Here is a 25,673-nt window from a genome sequence, read left to right on the forward strand (position 1 = left end):
AAAAAAGCCGAACATGATGTCGGCTTAAGGCTGTGAATAGGCGAGTTTTATTTATTTTCAAATAACCCTCCAAGCATACCTCCTAAATCACTTTTTTTATTTTTTCCTCCCAAAAACATATCAGCAACATCATCAATAACACTACCATCTCCATCTGCATCCAGAACGGCTGTAATGAGGTTTTGCTCATGTTTAGGTTGACTACCCATTAAATTACCTAATAAATCATTTATATCATTCGAAGAATTGATTTTTCTGGACCTTTTTTGCTTTCCTAAATAAGACATAATTATGGGAGCAGCAATTTTAAGGATTTGCGCTATGGTACCAGAGTCTAACCCTGCTTTTTGACTCAATGCATTTTGTACAGTAGATTGTTTACTACCTAAAACATGTCCCAAAATACCTTCACCATCTTGCAGTGAATCATTATCGACACCCCCATCAAAAAAGCTCCCCAGGTTCTCTAATATACTTCCATCATGCCTCGAAGAGTCTAAAGCCGTCAACAAACCTTCAGCTCCTTTGGTTGAAGAAGTGTTACGTTGCATAGCACTAAGTAATAAAGGCATTGCAGAACTTAAGACATCAGCTGTTTTGTTTTCAGGTGCTCCTGTATGAGAACTTACACCATTGATTATTTGTCGTCCCAAATCACTATTCAGTAAATCTAATATGCCAGACATTTTTATTATTTTATTGATTAATAGCACCCTAAGGTACAAAAAAAGCCTTTCTTAAGAGAAAGGCTTTATTATTATTAAGTTGTTTAATTGTTACTTAAGGAGTTCTGATATTTGGGTTGCGAGCTCTGTTCCGATTCTATCTTGAGCTTCAGAAGTAGCAGCACCAATATGAGGTGTTAATGATACCTGTGGGTGCATTAAGACCTTCATAGCAGGTTTAGGTTCGTTTTCAAATACATCAAGACCGGCAAAAGCTATTTTACCACTTTCCAGAGCATCTAATAAGGCAACTTCGTCTAACACACCACCACGGGCTGCATTAACAATACCCACACCATTTTTCATACTATCTAATTCCGGTTTCCCGATTACATATTCTTTTTGAGCTGGAACATGAACAGTGATAAAATCAGCTTGTTTTAAAACCTCCTCCTTAGAAATGGTTTCGATAGGGAAGTTAACAGACTGTCCATCATAGAAATCAACTTTGATATCTGCTTTCTCAATAAATGGATCATAAGCAACAACTTTCATTCCTACCCCTAAGGCAATTCGGGCAGTGGCTTGTCCAATGCGACCTATTCCTATAATTCCTAATGTTTTACCTCTCAATTCCATACCGCCGGCGTAGGCTTTTTTAAGATCCTTAAAACGAGAATCTCCTTCTAAAGGCATGCTACGGTTGGCGTCATATAAAAATCTTACGCCACCATACAGGTGAGCAAAAACTAATTCAGCAACTGATTCTGATGAAGCTGCGGGAGTATTAATAACATGTAATCCTTTTTCTTTAGCATATGCAACATCAATGTTGTCCATTCCAACACCGCCACGTCCTATTAGCTTCAAAGAAGGACAAGCATCTATCAGCTCTTTCCTTACTTGAGTGGCACTTCGTACTAAAAGTCCGTCAATTTGATTCTCATTTATGTAGTTGATCAATTGTTCTTGAGCAACTTTAGTTGTGATGACCTCAAAACCATTTTTTTCTAAAGCATCCACACCACTTTTAGAAATTCCGTCGTTTGCTAGTATTTTCATTTTAATTTTGTTTTATGTAGTATTTTAAGCTCGTTTTTCAAATTCCTGCATTGCTTGTACTAAGACTTCAACACTGTTAAGAGGAAGTGCATTGTACATAGAAGCTCTGTAACCTCCAACACTTCTGTGTCCATTTAAGCCATTAATGTTAGCCTCTTTCCAAAGGGAATCAAAGATATCCTTGGTAGTGTCATCTGTCAGGTTAAACGTTGCATTCATGTTTGAACGATCTTCCGTAGCTGCAAAACCTTTAAATAATGGGTTTCGGTCTATTTCATCATAGAGAAGATCTGCCTTCTCCTGATTAATTTTTTCGATGGCCTGAATACCACCTAAGTCCTTTAACCACTGTAGCGTGAGCATCGAAACATAGACAGCGAATACCGGAGGAGTATTAAACATGCTATCCTTGTCTATATGAACCTGGTAGTCAAGCATAGAAGGAATAACTCTTTCTACTTTTCCTAAAACATCCTCCTTAACAACAACCAAAGTAGTACCAGCTGGTCCCATGTTTTTTTGAGCACCGGCATAAATGACATCATATTTAGAAAAATCTCTTTGACAAGAAAAGATATCTGAACTCATATCAGCAACCAATGGAACACCAAAATCATAGTCTTGTTTGATTTGAGTACCAAAAATAGTGTTGTTTGTAGTTACGTGTAAATAATCCACGTCTGAAGGAACCGAGAATCCTTTTGGAATGTAATTAAAATTTTGATCTTTTGAAGAAGCAACTTCAATGAGTTCGCCGAATAACTTCGCCTCCTTGATAGCTTTGGAAGCCCATGTCCCGGTATTGAGATATGCAGCTTTTTCATTGAGTAAGTTATAAGCAACATTCAAGAATTGTGTACTTGCTCCACCTTGTAAAAACAGCGCTTTGTATCCCTTGTTTTCCAACCCAAGAAGTTCTAAGGCAAGGTTTTGAGCATTATCCATTACTTCGATAAAATTTTTATCGCGATGCGAAATTTCAATAAGAGATAATCCTAACCCGTTAAAATCAATTATTGCTTCTGAAGCTTTTTGAAAAACCTCTTGAGGCAAGATGCATGGTCCTGCACTAAAATTATGTTTTTTCATTATAAATAGTTGGTTGTTCGTGAATGCATACAAAGGTGCTAATTAATTCGGGAAAATTTGTTATAAACATTTTAGAATTTTGTTAAATACGCAACAGAAAATCCATAGTATCCACACCATCTGCATAATCATGTAATTGAGGCTTTTGTGTTTTACCAAAATCTACCTCATTCTCTAGAATGCCACTACCTACAATACATTGAATTTTATCGCTATCTTGAAGAAGTTTTTCACGAATGGAGTCTAGTGACTTGTATTCTTCATAGAATAAAGTGGCGATAGGAGAGGCGTAACTTTCATCTTCCTTGAGCATTAAAAAACCGTTTTCCAGAATATTAAAGAGACTCATTAAGTAAACAGCCTTGTTGTAATCATAATTATTAGCATACTTTTGATAATCGATCACATTCCTATAGCTATAAATAGCCTTAAAGAAGGAGTCAAAGTTGTAACCTTTTGGGACAAATATTTTGGAGACATTGCGACAACCTAAACCATAGTACCTGAAAATATCTTCTCCAAGGGCTTCCAGTTGTTCTTCGGTCTCATTTCCAGTAAGTACTGCTACCGAATTTCTGTTTTTTCTAATAATATTTGGCTTACTCTTAAAATAATAATCAAAATATCTGGCGGTATTGTCACTTCCTGTGGCTATAACTGCATCAAAACCTTCAAGCTTCTCCTCCGTAAAAATGATCTTACCCTTAAATTCAGGATTCACATATTCAAGATATTTAGCTAAAAATGGAAGTAAATGTTTGTCGTTAGATGATAACTTGGCAATCACCGAATGTCCGGAAAGTAAAACAGATAAAAAATCATGAAACCCTACCAGTGGGATATTTCCGGCCATTACGATAGCGACTTTTTTAGGAGTAACATTTTCAATTACATAATTTGAAAGCCATTGACTTAAATTTTCGTTTGTAAGAGCCTCAGACCATTGAGATAATGCAAAAGAAAGATTCTCTCTAGTAAACCAACTGTTGTTTTCCTTCGCCAATTTCAATTGATGTTTGAATCCATCAAAAAACAGGTCGTTATGTTCCAGGTTCTCCTTTTTAACAGGATCTATTTCGATAAATTGATTTAAAAAATCTCCTAGTTTAACAAATGCATCAATCTTGTTGCGAATATCACTCATTATATTTGTTTATGTTTTACTTCAACAGTATTTTTGTTCCAGCAAATTTATGGAAATTTAAACGACTCAAAGGAAATTGCTATGGCTATTATAATAACAGATGAATGTATAAATTGTGGTGCTTGCGAACCTGAGTGCCCAAATACAGCGATATATGAAGGGGCTGACGATTGGAGGTACAGTGATGGGACTTCTTTAACGGGCAATGTTGTTTTACCTAATGGAAAAGAAGTCAATGCTGATGATGCTCAAACCCCTGTTAGTGATGAAATATATTATATTGTACCTGATAAGTGTACAGAATGTAAAGGATTTCACGAAGAACCGCAATGTGCTGCAGTTTGTCCTGTAGATTGTTGTGTACCTGATGATGATCATGTGGAAAGCGAAGAGGAATTACTGGGTAAGCAAAAGTTCATGCATCCTGAGGAATAATTAATCAGTAAACTGATAATCTTAAATCCCAAGCTAGTTCTTGGGATTTTTTTATGAATAAAATATAGTATATTTGCGCGTCTAAAATTAAAGTGAATGAAAGCAGGAATTGTAGGATTACCGAATGTTGGGAAATCAACATTATTCAATTGTTTGTCGAATGCTAAAGCACAGAGTGCTAACTTTCCGTTTTGTACCATTGAACCAAACCTTGGGGTGGTAAATGTACCTGATAATCGCCTTCAAAAACTAGAAGAACTAGTGAATCCGGAACGCGTATTGCCTGCAACTGTGGAGATTGTAGATATCGCCGGTTTAGTAAGAGGTGCCAGTAAAGGAGAAGGGTTAGGGAACCAGTTCTTAAGCAATATTCGAGAGTGTAATGCGATCATTCATGTTTTAAGATGTTTTGATAATGATAATATTGTGCATGTCGATGGGAAGATAAATCCTGTTAGTGATAAAGAGACCATCGACATCGAATTACAATTAAAAGATCTTGAAACCGTAGAGAAGCGATTAGATAAAGTGAATCGTGCAGCAAAAAGTGGTGACAAAGATGCAATAAAAGAAAAAAGTCTACTCGAACGTTTTAAAGAGGCTTTGGAAAGTGGTATTTCTGCACGTGCAGTTGAATTAAGTGATGAGGAAGAGGAGTTGGCTAAAGGTTTTCAATTGTTAACCGCAAAACCTATCTTATACGTGTGTAATGTAGATGAGGGGGCAGCCAAGGATGGAAATGATTATGTAGAGCAAGTGAAAGAAGCGGTAAAGGATGAAAATGCAGAAATTATTGTATTGGCAGTTGCAACCGAAGCTGACATCGCTGAACTTGAAACTTATGAGGAAAGAGAAATGTTTCTGGATGATTTGGGTCTGGAAGAGCCCGGAGTTTCTAAACTAATCCGTGCGGCATATAAATTACTTGATTTACAAACTTATTTTACGGCAGGAGTCAAAGAAGTTCGGGCATGGACTGTTCCTGTTGGAGCAACCGCTCCACAAGCTGCTGGTGTGATACATACAGATTTTGAAAAGGGATTCATCAGAGCAGAGGTGATAGGATATAACGATTACGTTGAATATGGCAGCGAATCTAAAGTGAAAGAGGCAGGTAAAATGAGAGTTGAAGGTAAAGAATACATCGTGAAAGACGGCGATGTAATGCACTTCCGTTTCAACGTTTAAGATAATCTTTAACTATCTGACTATCGTATAATAGTTATAGAGATTACAGTGATATCATAAAGAGGTATGTATTTTTGCTCCTATGTTTAAAAGCAACAATACATACCTCGCTGTTTTTATAGGTATTTTAGGAGTAGTCTTTTTCTCTGCAAAGGCAGTAATGGTTAAGCTGGCCTATCAGTACGATGTTTCATCTGTGAATCTGTTAATGTTCAGAATGCTTTTTGCATTACCGTGCTATGTGGTAGTTCTATATTTTATACAAAGCAGGAAGCGAGTAAAGTCTCCTGTAAATTTCAGGGATGTCCTCTGGTTGCTTTTTTTTGGGTTCATTGGTTACTACCTGGCTAGTTATTTCGATTTTTTAGGGTTGCAATATATCAAGGCGAGCATTGAGCGTGTTATTTTATTTATTTACCCCACCATAGTTGTATTGCTTTCTGCGATTTTCCTCAAGAGAAAAATCAATGCGTTGCAAATATTGGCGATTGTAATTACCTATATAGGTGTTTTTGTAGCCTTCTGGGATGAATTTAAAATAGAAGGGACTGAATTTTTAATAGGAGCCGGGCTGATTTTTTTAAGTGCACTTACATATGCTTCATATCTTACCGGAAGCGATTTTTTAATACCAAAGTTCGGAGTATTGCGTTTTACTTCCTATGCCATGATTATTGCTTGCATCTGCGTATTGGCTCATTACTTTATTATTGAAGAAACTTCTTTGTTTGGTTATCATGAGAATGTATATTGGCTAGGATTGGCAATGGCAATTCTCTCTACCGTAATACCTTCCTTTATGGTCTCTTATTGTATAAAAGAGATTGGAGCTTCTAATTTTTCCATTTTGGGTAGTTTAGGGCCCGTTTCCACCATTATATTGGCAAATATTTTTTTGGGAGAAAGGTTTTCTACTCTTCAAATGGGAGGAACACTTATTGTAATCTTTGGGGTGGTCATAATCTCTTTCCAAAAGAATGTTAAAACAGTAAAAAAATGAGCCGCTCATAACTGGTTGATTTACATTATTTAACTTTTATTTTAATAACCTTGTTAATTACTTTAACTATCGGATATTTTATTTTTACAGTTGTTATAGTATATTAGCGATTGTACACGAAATCCCTTTATTTATGGCTGACACTACTCAATATACCGAAGATAATATTCGTTCGTTAGACTGGAAGGAACATATTCGTATGCGTCCCGGAATGTATATTGGTAAATTAGGAGATGGGTCTTCAGCTGATGACGGTATTTATATACTGTTAAAAGAAGTTTTAGATAATAGTATTGATGAATACGTCATGGGGGCCGGAAAAACCATTGAGATATCTGTCCAGGGCGAAAAAGTCATTGTGCGTGATTACGGTAGAGGGATACCGCTGGGAAAAGTAGTAGATGTTGTATCTAAGATGAATACTGGTGGAAAGTACGACACCAGGGCGTTTAAAAAATCAGTAGGTCTTAACGGTGTTGGTACCAAGGCGGTAAATGCCTTGTCGAATTATTTCAGGGTAGAATCTACCAGAGATGGTAAATCAAAATCTGCCGAATTTGAAAGAGGTGAGTTGACTAATGAAGAAGAACTTGATGAAACTTCAAGAAGAAGAGGTACGAAAATAACGTTTATTCCTGATGACACCATATTCAAACATTATAAGTTTCGCAATGAGTATATAGAGAAAATGTTACGAAACTATGTGTACCTGAATCCAGGATTAACCATAGTTTTTAATGGTGAAAAATATTATTCAGAAAATGGTCTTAAAGACCTCCTTCAGGATAATACTAATGTTGATGATATTCTATATCCGATTATTCACCTGAAAGGGGAAGATATAGAGGTAGCAATAACACATAGTAAAACCCAATATAGTGAAGAGTACCATTCTTTTGTTAATGGACAAAACACAACTCAGGGTGGTACCCATTTAGCGGCATTCAGAGAAGCTGTAGTGAAAACAGTTCGAGATTTTTACGGTAAAAATTACGATGCTTCAGATGTAAGGAAATCTATCATAGCTGCAATTTCGATAAAAGTAATGGAACCAGTATTTGAAAGTCAGACCAAAACAAAGCTGGGTTCTACCGATATGGGAGGTAACCTGCCTACGGTACGTACTTTTATAAATGATTTTGTAGGGACACATCTGGATAACTTTTTGCATAAGAATCCGGAAACGGCTGAAAAATTGCAACGTAAAATATTGCAGGCCGAACGAGAACGTAAAGAGTTATCCGGTATAAGAAAACTTGCGAAAGAACGTGCAAAAAAGGCTAGCTTGCATAATAAGAAGTTGAGAGACTGCAGGGTTCACTTGGGCGATATGAAAAAGGACAGAAGGCTTGATACCACTTTATTTATTACAGAGGGGGACTCGGCATCCGGTTCAATCACTAAATCCAGAGATGTAAACACTCAGGCAGTCTTTAGTTTACGAGGTAAACCATTGAACTCTTATGGAATGTCTAAAAAGATTGTTTATGAAAATGAAGAGTTCAATCTATTACAAGCTGCACTTAATATCGAAGAATCTTTAGAAGATTTAAGATACAATAATATTGTAATTGCTACCGATGCCGATGTAGATGGAATGCACATTCGATTATTGTTGATTACATTTTTCTTACAGTTTTTTCCCGAACTGATTAAAGAAGGACATTTATACATATTACAAACACCCCTGTTTAGAGTTCGTAATAAGAAAGAGACTATATATTGTTATAGTGAAACGGAAAGAAGGGAAGCAGTTGAAAAATTAAAAGGAAAACCAGAGATAACTCGATTTAAGGGTTTGGGTGAAATCTCGCCAGACGAATTCCAACACTTCATAGGTGATGACATCCGTTTAGAACCTGTAATGCTAGACAAAGCAATGTCTATCGAAAAGCTTTTAGAGTTCTATATGGGTAAGAACACGCCGGACAGACAAGAGTTTATCATAAACAACCTTAAGGTTGAATTGGATGTAATTGAAGAAAAAGCCTAATCATTAACCACTAAATAAAATCGATTTTCTTTCATGGATGAAAATCAAGAATTGAACGGACACGCAGAAAATGAATCTCCAGATACTATTACTCGGGTAACGGGTATGTATAAAGATTGGTTTCTGGATTATGCATCATATGTAATACTGGAAAGAGCAGTTCCTGCCATTGAGGACGGTTTTAAACCGGTTCAGCGAAGAATCATGCATGCCCTAAAAGAACTCGATGATGGCCGCTACAACAAAGTGGCTAACATAGTGGGACATACTATGCAATACCACCCCCATGGTGATGCCAGTATTGCCGATGCCATGGTTCAGATTGGACAAAAAGATCTTTTGATAGACACTCAAGGAAACTGGGGTAACATACTCACAGGAGATAGTGCGGCGGCTTCAAGGTATATAGAAGCTCGATTGTCTAAATTTGCGCTTGATGTCGTGTTTAGTCCAAAAGTTACGGAATGGCAACTAAGCTATGATGGTCGTAAAAATGAACCCATAAATTTACCAGTAAAATTTCCCCTGCTTTTAGCTCAGGGTGCAGAAGGGATTGCCGTAGGTTTATCAACTAAAATTCTACCTCATAATTTTTGCGAACTGATTGATGCTTCTGTAAAATATTTGAAAGGTAAAAAATTTACAATTCTTCCTGATTTTCCGACGGGAGGGATTATGGATGCAAGTAATTATAATGACGGTGAACGTGGAGGGAAAGTAAGGGTGCGAGCCAAAATTTCTCAATATGATAAAAACACGCTGGTAATTAACGAAATACCTTATGGCACTACAACCACTTCTTTAATAGATTCTATCCTGAAAGCCAATGACAAGGGGAAGATAAAAATTAAAAAAATAGAGGATAATACAGCTGCCGAAGTTGAAATTCTGGTGCATTTGCCAAATGGGATCTCACCCGATAAAACCATTGATGCGCTTTATGCATTTACAAATTGTGAAAATTCAATTTCTCCACTAGGTTGTATAATTATTGATAATAAACCTCATTTCATGGGGGTTTCTGAAATGTTACGTCGCTCTGCGGATCATACAGTAGATCTTTTAAAGCAGGAACTGGAAATCCAATTAAGTGAATTGGAGGAAAAATGGCATTTTGCTTCCCTGGAAAGAATTTTTATTGAAAACAGGATCTATAGAGACATAGAAGAAGAGGAAACCTGGGAGGGAGTAATCTCGGCTATTGATAAAGGCCTGAAACCGCATGTAAAACATTTAAAGCGTGAGGTAACAACTGACGATATTACGCGCTTAACGGAAATCAGGATAAAAAGAATCTCTAAGTTTGATATTGACAAAGCTCAACAACTTATTGATTCATTGGAAGATGAAATAGAGAAGGTAAAGTATAACTTAAATAATTTGATACCGTTTACCATCGATTATTTCTCGACCTTAAAAAATAAATACGGAGAAGGAAGAGAGCGTAAGACAGAGATTCGCCTATTCGAGGATATAGAGGCTACCAAGGTAGTGATTCGTAACTCTAAATTATATGTAAACAGGGAAGAAGGTTTTATAGGTACGTCTCTCAAGAAAAATGAATACGTCTGTGATTGTAGCGACATTGATGATGTTATTGTATTTACGCAAGAAGGTAAAATGATCGTAAGTAAGGTGGCAGACAAAACCTATGTAGGTAAAAACATTATCCATGTGGCAATCTTTAAAAAGAAAGATAAACGCACCACCTATAATATGATTTACCGTGATGGTAAGGGTGGAGCGAGTTACGTGAAGCGATTTAATGTTACAAGTGTCACCAGAGACCGTGAATATGATCTAACAAACGGTAAAGTCGCTTCAGTAGTTAGTTATTTCTCGGCCAACCCGAATGGGGAAGCCGAAGTTGTTACTATACATTTAAGACAGGCTGGTAGTATTAAGAAATTAAAATGGGATCTTGACTTTTCGGATATTCTGATTAAGGGTAGAAACTCTAAAGGAAATGTAGTGACTAAATATGCTGTAAAACGAATCGAACTTAAAGAAAAAGGTGTATCAACACTTAAACCACGTAAAATTTGGTTTGATGATGTGGTACAACGCTTAAATGTTGATGGAAGAGGGGAATTATTAGGAGAGTTTAGAGCCACAGATAAACTTCTTGTAGTAAATCAAGACGGTGAAGTAAAAACAATAGCGCCGGAATTAACAACCCATTTTGACTCCAACATGATCCTGCTCGAAAAGTGGCAACCTGAAAAACCAATTTCAGTCATTTATTTTGATGGAAATAAAGAACGTTACTATGTTAAGCGCTTCTTAATAGAGAATGGAAACAAAGAGGAATTGGTGATTTCTGATCATCCTAAATCCAATTTAGAAATTATTTTGACCGATTGGAGACCAATGGTGGAAATAGAATTTGTGAAACCTAGAGGTAAAGACCCAATCCCAAATTTAGAGGTTGATTTAGAAGATTTTATAGCCATTAAAGGAATTAAAGCTTTAGGTAATCAATTGACTGCCGATAAAATTCGTCAAATTAACAGATTAGATCCATTACCCTACGAGGAACCTGAAATAGTACCTGCCGAAGCTATGGAAGTCATAGAAGAAGAAGAGGTGCATGAAGATAAAGAAAATTCAGAAGGAGAGTCACAAACATCTATAGAATTTGAATAAAAATAAGCGCCTAATGGCGCTTTTTTTTATTCGTTGTTTTTTCTGTTTTCAGTAACTGCAATTTTCTTTTTAAGCTTCATATTCAGAAATTCCACAAGTAATGAAAAGGCTATTGCAAAATAGAGATACCCTTTGGGAATAGCACCTATTTCCTGACCGAATACTACAGCATGTGATAAATGTGCAGCTTCAGCAATTAGCATAAATCCGATAAGGATCAGAAAAGAAAGGGCCAATAATTGCATGGATGGATGCTTGTTGATAAAGACTCGTATAGGATTGGCAAAGACCATCATGATAATTATAGAAATCACGACAGCTATAATCATTAAAATAAGAGCATCAGTCGGTTTAGATCCAATACCATTAGTCATTCCCACTGCCGTCAATATCGAATCTATTGAGAAAATAAAGTCAATGATAACAATTTGAAATATTGCCTTTGATAATTTTGTAATATTTTTTGATTTAAGGACCGCCTCATCGTGTTCAGGAATCTCTACCTTTTCATGAATTTCAGATGTACTTTTGTACAGCAGGAACAATCCTCCTAATAAGAGAATTATGGCTTGCCCACTTACACCCATGGTTAACCAGGTAGTGTCAATATGATAAAAAGGCTCTTTGAGCCCTACTAAATAAGAAACCGCAAACAGTAATATAATACGCTGAACCATAGCTAATAACAGCCCCCAATTTGTAGCTTTTCTTTGGTGTTCTTTGGGTAACTTATTGGCTACTATCGAAATGAAAACAATATTGTCGATTCCGAGTACGATCTCTAAAAAGGTAAGCGTTAAAAGTGCAACCCAAGCGTCTACACTGGTTAGAATTTCAAACATATTAATTGATTTTTATAGCAGTTCCTTTCTGTTTGTTCTTTGAGTCTCCAACAAGAGAATATTCAAAGGTATACGCGTCCTCTGAAGTCTTAAGAATTTTAATGTGTACAGCTTTTTTATCCGAATTAGATTTCGGATTAAGTTTACGAACTACAAACTCACAATCATTGATCCACTTAACGCTGTTCGTATCCACCTTACCTTCTACATATTCGAATTCAAGACTGTCAGTTCGAGTGAATTTATTAACGTGTTCTTCTCCATTAACTGTATAGTGAAATTCAAATTCACCCGTTTTGAAATCCGAACACTCTCTCTGAACACTATAACAAGAAATAAATAAGGGGATAAAAGTAAGTAGTAGTAATAATTTCTTCATTGTGGATCTTTTGTTTTGAATTTCAAAAATAAGCAATAAACGAGGAATATGAATTGGTTGGAGCTGTTAAGATTCTATAAAAGTTTTAAAAGTACCGTCTGTGTAAAAAATAATAATCTTTTCAATATTCTTTTTTTGAGCGCTCTTTATCGGATCTTCCTGTTTAGTTGAAACTTCCGGTTCCACATCAACTTTAGCAATAGGAACCTCAGGATTTTCTCTGGGTGGAGCAGGATTTGAAAATAAGGTGCCGCTTGTTTCTTCAACCGAATCAGGTTTTTTAGGGAATGTTCCCTGACCGTTTAGTAACCAATACAATTCAACCTCAGGAAAAGTATCCAGTATTTTAAGGACAAAATCCAGGCTAGGCTTATTTCGACCAGACATCAAATGAGAAATAGAGGCTCTGTTTACTTGTATTTTATCAGCAAAAGCAGAGGCGCTTAAGCCGTAGTAATCTAGTACTTTTTGTAAGCGTTCTATGAATTCAGCAGTATTAACCATATGTTTACAATGTTAAACAATGAATATTCGTTCTTCATGTTTACAAATGTAATGAATATTTATAAATATACCCACAATAAGACCTTAAATACACATAACCACTTGATTTAATAGTCTAGATAAACAACCATAACTATCTAGAATACAATTATTTAAGTTGTTTATTATAAAATTGTAATTTTCAGAAACATCTGTGTCTGTAATAGTACAAATACTGTATACAATACTTAACAAATAAGTATCGAAATCATAGAAAACTTTGTTTACAAATGTAACTAATGTTTATTAACAATGTTAAACAGATACTTGTTTACCTTTGTAACATTCGGTTTTAAATGCGTTAGATTTTATAACTGTAAGGATGGACAACTTTATAATTCTCTATTTTTGCAATACAAAATAATTATAGCCATGAACCATTCACTTACGCACCATGAACAGTACCTGGAAAAACAGTTGCATGGTCGATATATTCATATGAATCACATTGAAAAGATTCTTAAAAACCTGCCAGATACTTTTACCGTTAGCATTGCAGGCAGATCTGTAAAAGACCAGCCTATTTATACACTTAAGGCAGGTAATGGCCCAATTAAGGTTTTAATGTGGTCTCAGATGCATGGAAATGAATCTACAACTACTAAAGCGGTATTTGACCTGCTTAAGCTCTTGCAAGACGCTGATAATCATTTTGGACAGTGGTTAATGGAAAAATGTACTGTTCTTATAATGCCTATGCTTAATCCTGATGGTTCAGAGGCCTATACAAGAGTAAATGCTAATAACATAGACTTGAACAGGGATGCACAAAACTTATCTCAGCCGGAAAGTAAGGTTTTAAGGACTGTATTTAATGAATTCGAACCTGATTACTGCTTTAACTTACATGATCAACGCACGATATTTAGTGCCGGGAGTGTAAAAAAGCCGGCAACAGTATCATTTTTATCACCATCAGAAGATATAAACAGATCAGTAACCGAAACCAGAAAGAAAAGTATGGAGGTTATTGTAGCTATGAATAAGGTTTTACAGGGATATATCCCTGGCCAAATTGGAAGATATGACGATGGTTTTAATTTAAATTGTGTTGGGGATACCTTTCAGTCTTTAGGAGTTCCAACTATTTTATTTGAGTCCGGTCATTTTCCTGATGATTATCTACGGGAGGAAACCAGGAAATACATATTTATAGCCATATGCACGGCTTTAGAATATATAGCAGAAGACAAAGTAACCGGAAATGCAGATCTTTTGTACGCTGAGATCCCTGAAAATGATAAATGCTTCCTGGATATCATTGTAAGAAAAACAAATGAGAATGGGGAAAGAGAGGATGTTGGAATTTTGTTCAAAGAAACCTTAATTCAAGATAAGCTTCATTTGCTCCCAACTATTGAAAAAACTGGTGATCTCAAAGAATTTTATGGCCATATCGAACTGCAGAATGCTGTAAACTCTACTAAATCGTTTGAAATAAAGGGGTTTGGGAGGGTAGATATTACAGAAATCTTAAAAAATAGGCAGAATAGTTAATAATAATTTAACGTTTAGTCCAAATTTGACCAAAAAAACTAACGTTTGTGTATATATTTTTGATATTTTTGCTTGAAATTTAATTATAGTTATGGCGAAATTTAAATTAGACGAAGTCGATCACCAGATACTGGATATGTTGATAGACAATACCCGTACTCCTTTTACAGATATAGCAAAAAAATTACTTATATCTGCAGGTACAGTGCATGTTAGAGTTAAAAAAATGGAAGATGCAGGGATCATTAAAGGCTCATCCTTAACCCTGGATTATGAAAAGTTAGGTTATTCTTTCATCGCTTACGTTGGTATTTTTCTTGAGAAAACACACCAAACTAAATTTGTTTTGGAACGTCTTAATGAAATACCATATATAACAGTAGCATCAGTTACAACCGGGAAGTTTAATCTTTTCTGTAAAATAAGAGCTAAAGACACCAAGCATGCTAAAGAAGTGATCTTTGAAATTGATGATATTGATGGTGTTTCTAGAACTGAAACAATGATCTCTCTTGAAGAAAGTATTAATGATAAAAAGAGATTGATGCACACGATTTTCAACGAACTGTAATATCTGAAACATTTTGTTTAATTTCTGTGTTAAACACTTAAACAAGCCCTTTCAAGTCTGGTATTTGGAAGGGTTTTTTGTATTTTCACGCAAATAAAAATACCGACCTATGTCAAGAAAACCAAAGATAGACCGATTTAATGAAAGCGTACTTGCTAAGTATCAGATCTATAACAGTATTTTTATCACCTTACCTTTTGATGAAATTACGAATACAGGGGTGATGTTACCGTTGTTTAGTGAGTTCTGTGAAAAAGGTTTTGATAATGATAAAAACCCTTCGGAAATTGTAGAAGCCTTTTTTACAAAGTATTTTGATAATCCGAGTGAAGAAGAGAAAACAGCACTTCTTTTCAGGTTCATTCAATATATTGAACGTCAAGTTGTATTATTTGATGCTATTGAGGATGCCGCATTTCCTGTTATTAATAACATGAATGGACGTGGAACACTTAGAAACCTGAAAGAAGAGGCACAAGCCAAGAATAAACGTAAAGAGTTGGTTGAAAACCTTAAAAAGTTCAATGTGAGAACAGTGTTAACTGCTCACCCAACTCAGTTTTATCCCGGACCGGTACTAGGTATTATTACTGATTTAGCAAAAGCAATTGAATCGAATGATTTAACATTAATTAAAAAGCTACTCGCTCAGTTAGGAAAAACTCCATTCTTTAAAAAAGAGAAACCAACTCCATTTGACGAGGCCGTAAGTCTTAATTGGTACCTGGAAAATGTCTTTTATCAGGCAATGAGTAGTATCTATAACTATATTCAGGATAATATTTTAGAAGATGAAGAAATAGATAACGACATCGTTAATCTAGGATTTTGGCCAGGAGGAGATAGAGATGGAAATCCTTTTGTAACCACAGAAATCACCCTGAAAGTTGCTAACAGGCTGAGAAGTACCATTATTAGAAACTACTATCGTGACGTTAGACGTCTGAAAAGGAAGATTACCTTCAATGAAGTAGATGTAATGATTTCTGACTTGGAAGCACGTTTATATGAAAACATTTTCAAGGAAGAGGAAAAACCAACGGTTACAGCTGATGAAATTTTAAAAACGCTAACAACCATTAAGCAAATCCTTATAAAAAAACACCAATCATTGTATGTAGATGAGATCAGTAGCATGATCAATAAGGTGAAGCTTTTCGGACTCCATTTTGCAACTTTAGATATCCGTCAGGATTCCAGAGTACATCATAATGTACTTTCTAATATCGTAAAAGAATCAAGAGCTATGGGCCTTGATGTGTTCCCTAAGGACTATGAGTCCTTATCTGAGGAAAATCAAATAGAAATACTAAGTAAGGTAGAAGGCAAATTAAATCCTGAATTATTTCAGGATGATATGGCTAAAAAGACCCTGGCTTCCATTTATGCAGTAAAGACCATTCAGGATATGAATGGAGAAAGAGGATGTAACAGATATATCATCAGTAATAATGGTAGTGTTATAAATGTTTTAGAGGCATTTGCTATGATTCGCTTGTGTGACTGGAGTCAACCAAATTTAGATGTTATTCCTTTATTTGAAACCGTAGATGATCTTGAAGTAGCCCACCAGGTTATGGAGACTTTATATACTAATAAAGCTTACGCCGAACATTTAAAACGAAGAAGGAATAGACAAACTATAATGCTTGGATTCTCTGATGGTACTAAAGATGGAGGTTATTTAATGGCAAACTGGGCTATCTATAAAGCTAAAGAACGTCTTACCGAAATTTCAAGGAAATACGATATCAAAGTAATGTTCTTTGATGGTCGAGGAGGACCTCCGGCAAGAGGTGGTGGTAAAACACACCAATTTTATGCCTCATTAGGACCAACCATTGAAAATGAAGAAGTACAGTTGACGATTCAGGGACAAACCATTAGTTCTAATTTTGGAACAATAGAATCTTGTCAATACAATTTAGAGCAATTAATTAGTTCTGGTGTCGCCAATCAAGCTTTTGGTCAGGAAGAAGAAAATCTTCTTAGCAAAGAAGATCGTGAGACGATGAACAGATTAGCTGAAATAAGTTATAATGCTTATGTTGATTTTAAAAAGCATCCTAGGTTTTTGTCTTATCTGGAGCAAATGAGCACATTAAAGTATTATGCAAAAACAAATATCGGTTCCAGGCCATCAAAAAGAGGGAAGTCTGATAAACTTGTGTTTTCTGATTTAAGAGCGATCCCTTTTGTCGGTAGCTGGAGTCAACTAAAACAGAATGTACCTGGTTTTTATGGAGTAGGACTTGCATTTGAAGAGTTTGCAAATAATGGAGAATGGGATAAATTGGAGTCCCTTTATAAAAACTCTCTGTTTTTCAGAACCTTGTTAGAAAACAGTATGATGAGTTTAACAAAATCATACTTTAAACTAACAGCTTATATGAAACACGATAAGGAATATGGTGCTTTCTGGAATCAGATTCATGATGAATATCAGCGTAGCAAAGCAATGATCTTAAAGCTTACAGGTTACTCTAAACTAATGGAGGATTCACCAACAATGAGAGCTTCTATTCATGTCAGAGAGAAAATAGTATTGCCTTTGCTTACGATACAGCAATATGGTTTACGTAAGCTGCAAAAAATGCATAGAGAGAATAAAATTGATAAGAAAGAGTTAGAGACCTATGAAAAAATGGTTACTCGATCTTTATTTGGAAATATTAATGCCAGTAGGAACTCAGCATAATTAAGTAAAACAAAAGCCGCTGATAACAGCGGCTTTTGTTTTTTTAAAAGTTCGGACTCAAATTGTATTTTTTATAGAATGCATCCAAGGCTTCTATGACCTCTTCTTCTGAATCTACAATTTTTATCAAGTTTAAATCTTCAGGACTAACTTTTCCATGCTTTTTGAGTAATACTTCTTTAACCCAATCAAATAAACCTTTCCAAAATTCAGAACCTACAAGAATAATAGGAAATCGTCCTATTTTTTTAGTTTGAATCAGGGTCATAGCCTCAAATAATTCATCCAAAGTTCCAAAACCACCAGGCATTACAACAAATCCTTGAGAATATTTTACAAACATTACTTTTCGCACGAAGAAGTAATCGAATTGAAGATTCTTATCACTATCAATATATGGATTATCGTGTTGTTCAAACGGAAGATCAATATTTAAACCTACAGAGGTTCCGCCTCCCAGGTGAGCACCTTTATTCCCAGCTTCCATAATTCCCGGTCCGCCTCCGGTAATGACACCATATCCAGCTTCAACAATTCGCTTGGCAATACGTTCTGCTAATTTATATTGTGGATCTTCAGGTTTCGTACGGGCTGAACCAAAAATTGAAACACATGGACCGATTTGACTCATTTTTTCAAATCCGCTAACAAATTCACCCATAATTTTGAATATGGCCCATGAATCATTTGTTTTTATTTCATTCCACCCTTTATGATGTGATTCTTTTCTCATAGATTGTCAGTATTATATTTCTTATCAAATTTATAAATATAGGAGCTAACTTAGGTTGCTCAGTGTAAAAATATTTACCGATTATTGGACAAAAAAAAGCAAACCCCATGGCTTGCTTTGTTCTAACACTTTAAATCAAATGTAACTAAAGTGGTTTTCGTCCGGATATGACATTGTATAAAACAATAATGACAGCTATTACAATTAGAACATGTAATAAGCTGCTGGTACTTAAACCGGGAATGATTCCCAACAATCCCAGTACCCAGGCAACGATACAGATTACTGCAACTAACCAAAGAATGCTTCTCATAATGTAGTTTTTAATTGATTTCAGTCTAAGTTACTGATTATTAGATTAAAAACGTATTTTCTGTCAATTAAATTGCTCTTTAATGACATTATTGAGATTAAACTAACTCCTTTTTTAAAAATTTAGCCGTATAACTTTTCTTATCCTTGATTATTTCTTCCGGAGTACCTGTGGCCACAACTTTTCCTCCACCTTTACCGCCTTCATAACCAATATCGATAATATGATCAGACATTTTAATAACATCCATATTGTGCTCAATGATTAACACCGTATTTCCTTTATCGACTAGTTTATTCAATACAGACATCAATACATTGATATCCTCAAAATGAAGTCCTGTTGTAGGTTCATCCAGAATATAAAAGGTGTTTCCAGTATCTCTCTTAGATAATTCTGTGGCTAATTTTATACGTTGGGCCTCACCACCTGAAAGAGTAGTAGACTGTTGTCCAAGTGTAATATAACCAAGACCTACATCCTGAATGGTTTTTAGTTTTCGATATATTTTAGGTATGTGTTCGAAGAATGTAACAGACTCGTTTATGGTCATTTCCAATACATCAGCAATAGATTTTCCTTTGTAACGAATCTCCAGGGTTTCTCGGTTAAAACGCTTTCCGTTACATGTTTCACATTCGACATATACATCCGGAAGGAAATTCATTTCAATAACCCTTAAACCACCTCCCTGGCAGGTTTCGCATCGTCCTCCTTTAACATTAAAGCTGAATCTGCCTGGCTTATACCCCCGAATCATTGCTTCAGGAGTTTTGGCAAATAAGGATCTTATTTCACCAAAAACACCAGTATAAGTTGCAGGGTTAGAACGAGGAGTCCTTCCAATGGGCGACTGGTTGATGTCGATAACCTTATCAATGTATTCCAATCCCTTAATTTGTTTGTAAGGCATTGGCTTTTTTACCGCATTAAAAAAATGCGCATTCAATATAGGGTAGAGGGTTTCATTAATAAGAGTAGATTTCCCACTTCCTGAAACACCAGTAACGCCAATCATTTTACCTAATGGAAAAGTAACATTTACATTTTTAAGGTTGTTTCCCCGACAGCCAGTTAGCGTAATTTCATGACCATTCCCTTTTCTTCTTTCATCAGGTATTTCAATCTTCTTATTTCCATTAAGGTATTCAGCAGTTAAGGTGTCATGCTTCATTAGCATCTCAGGAGTACCCTGTGAGATGATTTCTCCACCATGTTTACCCGCCTTCGGACCTATATCAATTACATGATCCGCACGTTCTATCATGTCTTTATCGTGCTCCACAACAATAACTGAATTCCCGATATCCCTTAGCGATTCCAATGATTTTATTAATCGTTCATTGTCTCGTTGATGCAATCCGATACTAGGTTCATCTAAAATATAAAGTACGCCCACCAATTGCGATCCAATTTGAGTAGCGAGACGTATACGCTGAGCTTCACCTCCTGAAAGAGATTTTGAACTTCTGTTTAATGAAAGATAATCCAATCCAACATCCAATAAAAACTGAATCCGGGCATTAATTTCTTTTAGAATTTCTTCCGCAATCTTAAACTGCTTTTCAGACAGGTATCCGGATAAGGTTTTAAAGAATTGAGCCAGGTCAAGAATATCCATATGAGCCAGATCCGCAATACTCCTGTTATTGATCTTAAAATACAGCGACTCTTTACGTAATCTTGAGCCTTCGCATTCCGGACAATTAATTTTATCCATATACCCTTTAGCCCATCGGGTAATTGAAGAGGAGTTGCTCTCTTCAAACTGATTTTTAATGAAGTTAACGATACCCTCAAAATCAATTTTATAATCCCTCGTTATTCCGAGGGTCTTTGAAACCACTGAAAACTTTTCTTTCCCTCCATAAAGGATGACATTCATAGCTTCATCAGGAATGTCTTTGATAGGATCAGATAGTTTAAAGTTATAGCGTTCAGCTATTAATTGGATCTGCTTATAAATCCAACTATTTTTTTGTTCGCCGAGGGGAACAATCCCTCCACTTTTTATATTCGAATTTTTATTGGGTATAATTTTGCTTAAGTTGACCTCATGAACCATACCGAGTCCCTTGCAATTCGGGCACATTCCTTTAGGAGAGTTAAATGAAAAAGTATTAGGTTCAGGATTTGGATACGAGATCCCCGTCGTAGGGCACATTAAACTTCTACTGAAGTACCTTGCCTCATCCGAATCGTTATCAATGATCATTAAAACATCATCACCATGATACATAGCAGTATTGATGGTTTCCATTAACCGTTTGACGGTATCGGGGTTTTCGTCAACTTTTAATCGATCAATGACGATCTCAATATCATGAGTTTTATAACGATCAACTTTCATTCCATGCTCAAGATCTCTTATTTCACCATCTACCCGAACTTTTAAGAATCCTTGTTTAGAAATTTGCTCAAATAATTCTCTGTAATGCCCTTTACGACTTTTAATCACAGGTGCCAGTACATTTATTCTTTTGCCTTTAAAATCCTCATAAATGAGATCCTTTATTTGCTCATCACTGTAACTAACCATCTTTTCTCCAGTCTCATAACTGTATGCATCAGCAGCTCTGGCAAACAAAAGCCTTAAAAAATCATAAATCTCGGTAATGGTTCCAACAGTTGATCGAGGAGATTTGGATGTTGTTTTTTGTTCAATTGCTATAACAGGTGATAACCCATCAATTTTGTCAACGTCAGGACGTTCCAAACCTCCCAGAAATTGACGTGCATAGGCAGAAAAGGTTTCTATATACCTTCTTTGACCTTCAGCGTAAATGGTGTCAAAGGCCAGAGAAGATTTTCCACTTCCAGACAAACCTGTAATTACCACAAGTTGTTCTCGGGGAATATTAACGTCTATATTTTTAAGGTTATGAACGCGTGCACCCTTAACCTCTATAAATTCTTCAAAATTATTCATAGTAATGAAACAAGATGCGAATTTACAACTTTAAGTGCTAAAAATGAAGCCATATTCTATTTGAATATCAGGAAATACAGTTTCTAAAAACCTGCTGCAGCATCATCGCCTCGATGATCTGCTCCCGCTTCCAAACGTCCACTTTCAAGGCGTAATATTGCATCAACTTTTCCTATTATTTTAGAAGAAGTTTCATCAATCTCATAGCCTGATTTATAAAGCTTTCGTTTAAGGGAGCGGTTAAATTGTTTGGGTTCCATTTTTACGATGTCTGGTAACCACTGATGATGAAACCGTGCCGCATTTACTGCTTCCTGCATACTCATACCAAATTCATATACGTTTAGTATGGTTTGTAGGACAGAAGTGATGATAGTCGAACCGCCTGGAGTTCCAACAACCATAAATAACTCACCATTCTGTTCTACTATCGTCGGTGTCATACTACTTAACATCCGTTTTTCGGGTGCAATACTGTTGGCTGTTGCTCCTGTGAGTCCAAATTTGTTAGGAACTCCCGGCTTTGCACTAAAGTCATCCATCTCGTTGTTGAGAAAAAAACCTAGTTCATCGCAATATAATTTAGATCCATAAGCTCCATTAATGGTGGTGGTAACCGAAACAGCATTTCCATATTGATCAACAATAGAGTAGTGAGTAGTTTCATCACTTTCCACGATTGTGACATTTCCGTGACTAACCTGATGCGATGGTGTTGCTGCCTTAAACGAAAAGTCACGCATTCTATCTTCTAAGTATTCTGACGATAAAAGTTCTCGCAAGGGTACGGAAACAAAATCAGGATCTCCTAAATAATAATTTCGATCTGCATAAGCTCTTCGCTCAGCCTCCGTTATTACCTGGATGGTTCTTTTGGAATTATGTCCATATCGGTCTAACGGATACCGTTCAATCATTTTCATAATTTGAGCTAAAGTTACACCGCCACTGCTGGGAGGTGCCATAGAAATAACCTTAAGGTCTTTGTAGTTGAATATGATAGGTTTACGCCATTTAGGAGTATAATCCTTTAGATCCTCCATCGTAACAAAACCTCCTTCTGATTGAATAAAATCAATCAGTTTACGAGCAGTTTCACCCGTGTAAAATTCTTGTGGCCCATGCTTTAAAATTCGACGAAGAGTTCGGGCTAGTGCATGGTATTTTATAGTGTCCCCTTCCTTATAAGCTCCGGAAAACAATGTATTTACTCCACTTAGCTCCACAATTTTATCCTGATATGTTTCAATCGTTTTTTCTTGTTTTCTGGTAACAACGACACCGCGTTCAGCTAAAGAAATAGCCGGTTGTATTATCGCTTCTATCGGGAGCTTACCAAACCTGCGGTGACTTTCAAAAATTCCGGCAATACTACCGGGAACTCCAGTTGAAGTAGCTCCATACCAGGACATATCCGGAATAACATTCCCTAAAGAGTCTAAATACATGTCTCTGTGGGCAAGTTTTGGAGCTTTTTCCCGATAATCCAGAGATCCAACTTCACCATTGTTCAAACGATATACCATAAAACCACCCCCACCAATGTTTCCGGCATAGGGATAAGCTACTGCTAAGGCCAGACCTGTTGCTGCCATAGCGTCAAAAGCATTTCCTCCTTTAGCAAGAATCTCTTTCCCAATTTCAGAAGCTTCCACACGTGCAGAAACTACCATGGCTTTTTCTGTAACTAATCCGGAAGTTTTGACTGTTTTACAGCCTATGAACAGGCAAATTGCAAATAAGGAAAGTGTTATTCTCATAAATCGCTAGTTGAAATCGGTTTCTTTTTGAAGTGATTGAAGTTTATGTGCTGAATAAGTTCTGAGTTCCTCAAAAAAACTGTAGAACTCTTCTTGAAACTCTTCGTAATATTCTTCGAGTTCATTAACAGCGAAGTTCATCTTCGATCTATTATTTGTTCGCCTGTTCATTCCATTTAAAACCCGCGAAATACCTTCGATACTGGCATAATTCAACAACCAGTTATCACTGATCATATAAGGCATCATTTTCTTGGTGTTAAGAGGTAGAATATCGTAATGTTCTCGAAGCAAATCATAAAAATCAGCTACAAACTCCGATAGAGGAATGTCGCTGTATCGATCCCAGTTTTTCGCTAAAAAATGATCGTAAAATATATCTACAATAACACTGCTGTAGTGATGGTAATTTTTATGAAGTTTTTTTGTGCTTAACCTTACAGTTGGATGAGCATCTGTAAAAGTATCAATCGCCCTGTGTAGTATAACTCCATTTTGAAATTGAACAGGATAGCTTAAATATTTTTTACCTCGAATACTGTCGGCTACAAAATTACCTATTTTAACAAGGGGCTCATCGCCAGAAAGATAAATGTGTGCTAAAAAATTCATTTTCTAAAAATACAAATTCACTTAGGCTTATCACCATTTTATTCATTTTTTAATGGACGAAAGCTGACTTTTGTATGAAATAATTTGCAAATTTGTTCTTAAATCAAAATAAAACTAAATGACCTTAATAAAATCTATTTCAGGAATACGCGGAACCATAGGAGGTAACATAGGAGACAACTTAACACCAGTCGATGCAGTTAAATTTGCGGCAGCCTATGGAACCTGGCTAAAAAAAGAAGTAGGGAAAGATAAAGTAACAGTAGTAATTGGACGTGATGCCCGCCTTTCTGGCGAAATGATCCAAAATTTGGTAGCATCCACCTTAGTAGGGTTGGGAATAGATATTGTAGATTTAGGACTAAGTACTACTCCTACGGTCGAAGTTGCCGTTCCAATGGAAAAAGCAGACGGAGGAATTATTCTGACCGCAAGTCATAATCCAAAACAATGGAATGCTCTTAAACTTCTCAACAATAAAGGTGAGTTCCTTAGTGGAGCAGATGGAGCTAAAATATTACACCTTGCAGAAAATGATGACTTTGCATTTGCGGAGGTTGATGATCTTGGTGTGATTTCAAAAAATGATGCTTATATAGACATTCATATTGATGAAGTGTTAAATCTTTCGTTAGTAGATGTAGAGAAAATTAAATCCGCCAAATTTAAGGTGGTTGTAGACGGGGTTAATTCCACTGGGGGTATAGCGATCCCAAAACTTTTAAAAGAACTAGGGGTAGAGGTGGTTGAACTCTATTGTAATCCTACAGGACATTTTCCACATAACCCGGAACCTTTAAAAGAACATCTCACTGATATTTCGGACCTGGTGATAAAAGAAAAAGCTGATTTGGGTATCGTGGTAGATCCCGATGTTGATCGTTTAGCCTTTATCAGTAATAATGGGGAGATGTTTGGGGAAGAATATACTTTGGTAGCATGTGCTGATTATGTTTTAGGGAAAACGAAAGGGAATACAGTATCCAATCTAAGCTCATCCAGGGCCCTGAGAGATGTTACTGAAAAGCATGGGGGAACTTATGAGGCTTCAGCAGTTGGTGAAGTAAATGTTGTAACACTCATGAAAAAGAATGAAGCCATTATTGGTGGGGAAGGAAATGGGGGAATTATATACCCGGAAATTCACTACGGTAGAGATGCACTCGTAGGAGTAGCACTTTTTTTAACACATCTTGCTGAGTTAGGTATCTCAGTTAAAGAGCTCCGGGATAGTTATCCTTCTTATTATATGAGTAAAAAGAAAATTCAATTAACGCCTGAAATTGATGTGGATGCTATTCTTAAAATGATGGAAGAAAAATATGCGACTGAAGATATTTCTACGGTCGATGGGGTTAAAATAGATTTTCCAGATAATTGGGTTCATTTACGAAAGTCGAATACAGAGCCTATCATTAGAATATACACCGAAGCAAAATCACAAGTAGAAGCAGATAATTTAGCAGATTCAATTATTGCCGAAATTAAAGAGTTGGTATAATTGACATCCTAATTTAAATACAAAATATGTTTTGATTCGAAACTAATCGTAATTTTTATAGTTTCAATATTTT

21 protein-coding genes are annotated in these 25,673 nt (G+C 36.0%); 9 read left to right on the forward strand and 12 right to left on the reverse strand.

The window, feature by feature from the left end:
- Positions 1 to 47 precede the first annotated feature (47 nt).
- From BM361_RS12500 to BM361_RS12515, 4 genes are all read right to left on the reverse strand, one after another.
- On the reverse strand, positions 48 to 686 hold the full coding sequence (locus BM361_RS12500; protein ID WP_074979218.1) for a DUF937 domain-containing protein: 639 nt from the start codon (positions 684 to 686) through the stop codon (positions 48 to 50).
- A gap of 90 nt (positions 687 to 776) precedes the next feature.
- A complete protein-coding gene (locus BM361_RS12505; protein ID WP_038263586.1) occupies positions 777 to 1,727 on the reverse strand; it encodes a D-2-hydroxyacid dehydrogenase in 951 nt (316 codons plus the stop codon).
- Positions 1,728 to 1,751: 24 nt separating this feature from the next.
- Positions 1,752 to 2,816, reverse strand: coding sequence for a 3-phosphoserine/phosphohydroxythreonine transaminase (gene serC, locus BM361_RS12510; RefSeq protein WP_074979220.1), 1,065 nt, complete (start codon positions 2,814 to 2,816; stop codon positions 1,752 to 1,754).
- 82 nt (positions 2,817 to 2,898) lie between these two features.
- Positions 2,899 to 3,960: an acyl-CoA reductase gene (locus BM361_RS12515; protein ID WP_074979222.1), complete on the reverse strand. Its 1,062-nt coding sequence runs from the start codon at positions 3,958 to 3,960 to the stop codon at positions 2,899 to 2,901.
- A gap of 81 nt (positions 3,961 to 4,041) precedes the next feature.
- Here BM361_RS12515 and BM361_RS12520 point away from each other — a divergent pair, with 81 nt between their 5' ends.
- The 5 genes from BM361_RS12520 (at position 4,042) to BM361_RS12540 (ending at position 11,222) form a co-directional block, all read left to right on the forward strand.
- Positions 4,042 to 4,395 carry a 4Fe-4S dicluster domain-containing protein gene (locus BM361_RS12520; protein WP_038265285.1) on the forward strand — a complete coding sequence of 118 codons (354 nt, stop codon included), beginning with the start codon at positions 4,042 to 4,044 and terminating at the stop codon, positions 4,393 to 4,395.
- A gap of 96 nt (positions 4,396 to 4,491) precedes the next feature.
- Positions 4,492 to 5,583: a redox-regulated ATPase YchF gene (gene ychF, locus BM361_RS12525; RefSeq protein ID WP_074979224.1), complete on the forward strand. Its 1,092-nt coding sequence runs from the start codon at positions 4,492 to 4,494 to the stop codon at positions 5,581 to 5,583.
- 82 nt (positions 5,584 to 5,665) lie between these two features.
- Positions 5,666 to 6,583, forward strand: a complete 918-nt coding sequence (locus BM361_RS12530; protein WP_074979226.1) for a DMT family transporter — start codon at positions 5,666 to 5,668, stop codon at positions 6,581 to 6,583.
- 133 nt (positions 6,584 to 6,716) lie between these two features.
- The gene (locus tag BM361_RS12535) at positions 6,717 to 8,576 is read left to right on the forward strand and encodes a DNA topoisomerase IV subunit B (RefSeq protein ID WP_074979228.1); all 1,860 of its coding nucleotides are present in this window, start codon (positions 6,717 to 6,719) and stop codon (positions 8,574 to 8,576) included.
- Positions 8,577 to 8,609: 33 nt separating this feature from the next.
- Positions 8,610 to 11,222 carry a DNA gyrase/topoisomerase IV subunit A gene (locus BM361_RS12540; RefSeq protein WP_074979230.1) on the forward strand — a complete coding sequence of 871 codons (2,613 nt, stop codon included), beginning with the start codon at positions 8,610 to 8,612 and terminating at the stop codon, positions 11,220 to 11,222.
- 26 nt (positions 11,223 to 11,248) lie between these two features.
- Here the strand turns inward: BM361_RS12540 and BM361_RS12545 are convergent, their stop codons facing one another.
- The 3 genes from BM361_RS12545 to BM361_RS12555 all read right to left on the reverse strand — a co-directional run bounded on the left by BM361_RS12545 (position 11,249) and on the right by BM361_RS12555 (position 12,947).
- Positions 11,249 to 12,064, reverse strand: coding sequence for a TerC family protein (locus BM361_RS12545; RefSeq protein WP_074979232.1), 816 nt, complete (start codon positions 12,062 to 12,064; stop codon positions 11,249 to 11,251).
- A gap of 1 nt (position 12,065) precedes the next feature.
- Positions 12,066 to 12,443 carry a hypothetical protein gene (locus tag BM361_RS12550; RefSeq protein ID WP_074979234.1) on the reverse strand — a complete coding sequence of 126 codons (378 nt, stop codon included), beginning with the start codon at positions 12,441 to 12,443 and terminating at the stop codon, positions 12,066 to 12,068.
- A 66-nt stretch (positions 12,444 to 12,509) separates the two neighbouring features.
- Entirely contained in the window at positions 12,510 to 12,947 is a 438-nt protein-coding gene (locus BM361_RS12555) for a helix-turn-helix domain-containing protein (protein WP_074979236.1), read from the reverse strand.
- A gap of 411 nt (positions 12,948 to 13,358) precedes the next feature.
- Between BM361_RS12555 and BM361_RS12560 the strand changes: the two genes are divergently transcribed.
- The 3 genes from BM361_RS12560 to BM361_RS12570 all read left to right on the forward strand — a co-directional run bounded on the left by BM361_RS12560 (position 13,359) and on the right by BM361_RS12570 (position 17,752).
- Positions 13,359 to 14,483 (forward strand): M14 family metallopeptidase, encoded by a 1,125-nt coding sequence (locus BM361_RS12560; protein WP_074979439.1) that lies wholly within the window; start codon positions 13,359 to 13,361, stop codon positions 14,481 to 14,483.
- 91 nt (positions 14,484 to 14,574) lie between these two features.
- A complete protein-coding gene (locus BM361_RS12565) occupies positions 14,575 to 15,054 on the forward strand; it encodes an Lrp/AsnC family transcriptional regulator (RefSeq protein ID WP_038263617.1) in 480 nt (159 codons plus the stop codon).
- A 109-nt stretch (positions 15,055 to 15,163) separates the two neighbouring features.
- A complete protein-coding gene (locus BM361_RS12570; RefSeq protein WP_074979238.1) occupies positions 15,164 to 17,752 on the forward strand; it encodes a phosphoenolpyruvate carboxylase in 2,589 nt (862 codons plus the stop codon).
- Between the two features lie 43 nt (positions 17,753 to 17,795).
- Here BM361_RS12570 and BM361_RS12575 read toward each other — a convergent pair whose 3' ends face one another.
- The 5 genes from BM361_RS12575 to BM361_RS12590 all read right to left on the reverse strand — a co-directional run bounded on the left by BM361_RS12575 (position 17,796) and on the right by BM361_RS12590 (position 24,099).
- On the reverse strand, positions 17,796 to 18,485 hold the full coding sequence (locus BM361_RS12575) for an LOG family protein (protein WP_038263623.1): 690 nt from the start codon (positions 18,483 to 18,485) through the stop codon (positions 17,796 to 17,798).
- Between the two features lie 145 nt (positions 18,486 to 18,630).
- Positions 18,631 to 18,798, reverse strand: a complete 168-nt coding sequence (locus BM361_RS16880; RefSeq protein WP_139226714.1) for a lmo0937 family membrane protein — start codon at positions 18,796 to 18,798, stop codon at positions 18,631 to 18,633.
- Between the two features lie 97 nt (positions 18,799 to 18,895).
- Positions 18,896 to 21,727 carry an excinuclease ABC subunit UvrA gene (uvrA, locus tag BM361_RS12580; protein WP_038263626.1) on the reverse strand — a complete coding sequence of 944 codons (2,832 nt, stop codon included), beginning with the start codon at positions 21,725 to 21,727 and terminating at the stop codon, positions 18,896 to 18,898.
- Positions 21,728 to 21,810: 83 nt separating this feature from the next.
- Positions 21,811 to 23,487, reverse strand: coding sequence for a gamma-glutamyltransferase (gene ggt / locus BM361_RS12585; RefSeq protein WP_074979240.1), 1,677 nt, complete (start codon positions 23,485 to 23,487; stop codon positions 21,811 to 21,813).
- A 6-nt stretch (positions 23,488 to 23,493) separates the two neighbouring features.
- Positions 23,494 to 24,099 (reverse strand): acyl carrier protein phosphodiesterase, encoded by a 606-nt coding sequence (locus BM361_RS12590; protein WP_038263630.1) that lies wholly within the window; start codon positions 24,097 to 24,099, stop codon positions 23,494 to 23,496.
- A gap of 118 nt (positions 24,100 to 24,217) precedes the next feature.
- Between BM361_RS12590 and glmM the strand changes: the two genes are divergently transcribed.
- Positions 24,218 to 25,600, forward strand: a complete 1,383-nt coding sequence (glmM, locus tag BM361_RS12595; protein ID WP_074979242.1) for a phosphoglucosamine mutase — start codon at positions 24,218 to 24,220, stop codon at positions 25,598 to 25,600.
- The last annotated feature ends 73 nt before the right edge of the window (positions 25,601 to 25,673 follow it).

It is taken from the genome of Zhouia amylolytica, from assembly GCF_900116365.1.
GTDB classification, from domain to species: Bacteria; Bacteroidota; Bacteroidia; order Flavobacteriales; family Flavobacteriaceae; genus Zhouia; species Zhouia amylolytica.

What these genes read in the sequence shown, in the direction of transcription:
- BM361_RS12500 (WP_074979218.1), bottom strand. Translation starts at nt 686, where the DNA reads ATGTCTGGCATATTAGATTTACTGAATAGTGATTTGGGACGACAAATA.
- BM361_RS12505 (WP_038263586.1), bottom strand. Translation starts at nt 1,727, where the DNA reads ATGAAAATACTAGCAAACGACGGAATTTCTAAAAGTGGTGTGGATGCT.
- serC (WP_074979220.1), bottom strand. Translation starts at nt 2,816, where the DNA reads ATGAAAAAACATAATTTTAGTGCAGGACCATGCATCTTGCCTCAAGAG.
- BM361_RS12515 (WP_074979222.1), bottom strand. Translation starts at nt 3,960, where the DNA reads ATGAGTGATATTCGCAACAAGATTGATGCATTTGTTAAACTAGGAGAT.
- BM361_RS12520 (WP_038265285.1), top strand. Translation starts at nt 4,042, where the DNA reads ATGGCTATTATAATAACAGATGAATGTATAAATTGTGGTGCTTGCGAA.
- ychF (WP_074979224.1), top strand. Translation starts at nt 4,492, where the DNA reads ATGAAAGCAGGAATTGTAGGATTACCGAATGTTGGGAAATCAACATTA.
- BM361_RS12530 (WP_074979226.1), top strand. Translation starts at nt 5,666, where the DNA reads ATGTTTAAAAGCAACAATACATACCTCGCTGTTTTTATAGGTATTTTA.
- BM361_RS12535 (WP_074979228.1), top strand. Translation starts at nt 6,717, where the DNA reads ATGGCTGACACTACTCAATATACCGAAGATAATATTCGTTCGTTAGAC.
- BM361_RS12540 (WP_074979230.1), top strand. Translation starts at nt 8,610, where the DNA reads ATGGATGAAAATCAAGAATTGAACGGACACGCAGAAAATGAATCTCCA.
- BM361_RS12545 (WP_074979232.1), bottom strand. Translation starts at nt 12,064, where the DNA reads ATGTTTGAAATTCTAACCAGTGTAGACGCTTGGGTTGCACTTTTAACG.
- BM361_RS12550 (WP_074979234.1), bottom strand. Translation starts at nt 12,443, where the DNA reads ATGAAGAAATTATTACTACTACTTACTTTTATCCCCTTATTTATTTCT.
- BM361_RS12555 (WP_074979236.1), bottom strand. Translation starts at nt 12,947, where the DNA reads ATGGTTAATACTGCTGAATTCATAGAACGCTTACAAAAAGTACTAGAT.
- BM361_RS12560 (WP_074979439.1), top strand. Translation starts at nt 13,359, where the DNA reads ATGAACCATTCACTTACGCACCATGAACAGTACCTGGAAAAACAGTTG.
- BM361_RS12565 (WP_038263617.1), top strand. Translation starts at nt 14,575, where the DNA reads ATGGCGAAATTTAAATTAGACGAAGTCGATCACCAGATACTGGATATG.
- BM361_RS12570 (WP_074979238.1), top strand. Translation starts at nt 15,164, where the DNA reads ATGTCAAGAAAACCAAAGATAGACCGATTTAATGAAAGCGTACTTGCT.
- BM361_RS12575 (WP_038263623.1), bottom strand. Translation starts at nt 18,485, where the DNA reads ATGAGAAAAGAATCACATCATAAAGGGTGGAATGAAATAAAAACAAAT.
- BM361_RS16880 (WP_139226714.1), bottom strand. Translation starts at nt 18,798, where the DNA reads ATGAGAAGCATTCTTTGGTTAGTTGCAGTAATCTGTATCGTTGCCTGG.
- uvrA (WP_038263626.1), bottom strand. Translation starts at nt 21,727, where the DNA reads ATGAATAATTTTGAAGAATTTATAGAGGTTAAGGGTGCACGCGTTCAT.
- ggt (WP_074979240.1), bottom strand. Translation starts at nt 23,487, where the DNA reads ATGAGAATAACACTTTCCTTATTTGCAATTTGCCTGTTCATAGGCTGT.
- BM361_RS12590 (WP_038263630.1), bottom strand. Translation starts at nt 24,099, where the DNA reads ATGAATTTTTTAGCACACATTTATCTTTCTGGCGATGAGCCCCTTGTT.
- glmM (WP_074979242.1), top strand. Translation starts at nt 24,218, where the DNA reads ATGACCTTAATAAAATCTATTTCAGGAATACGCGGAACCATAGGAGGT.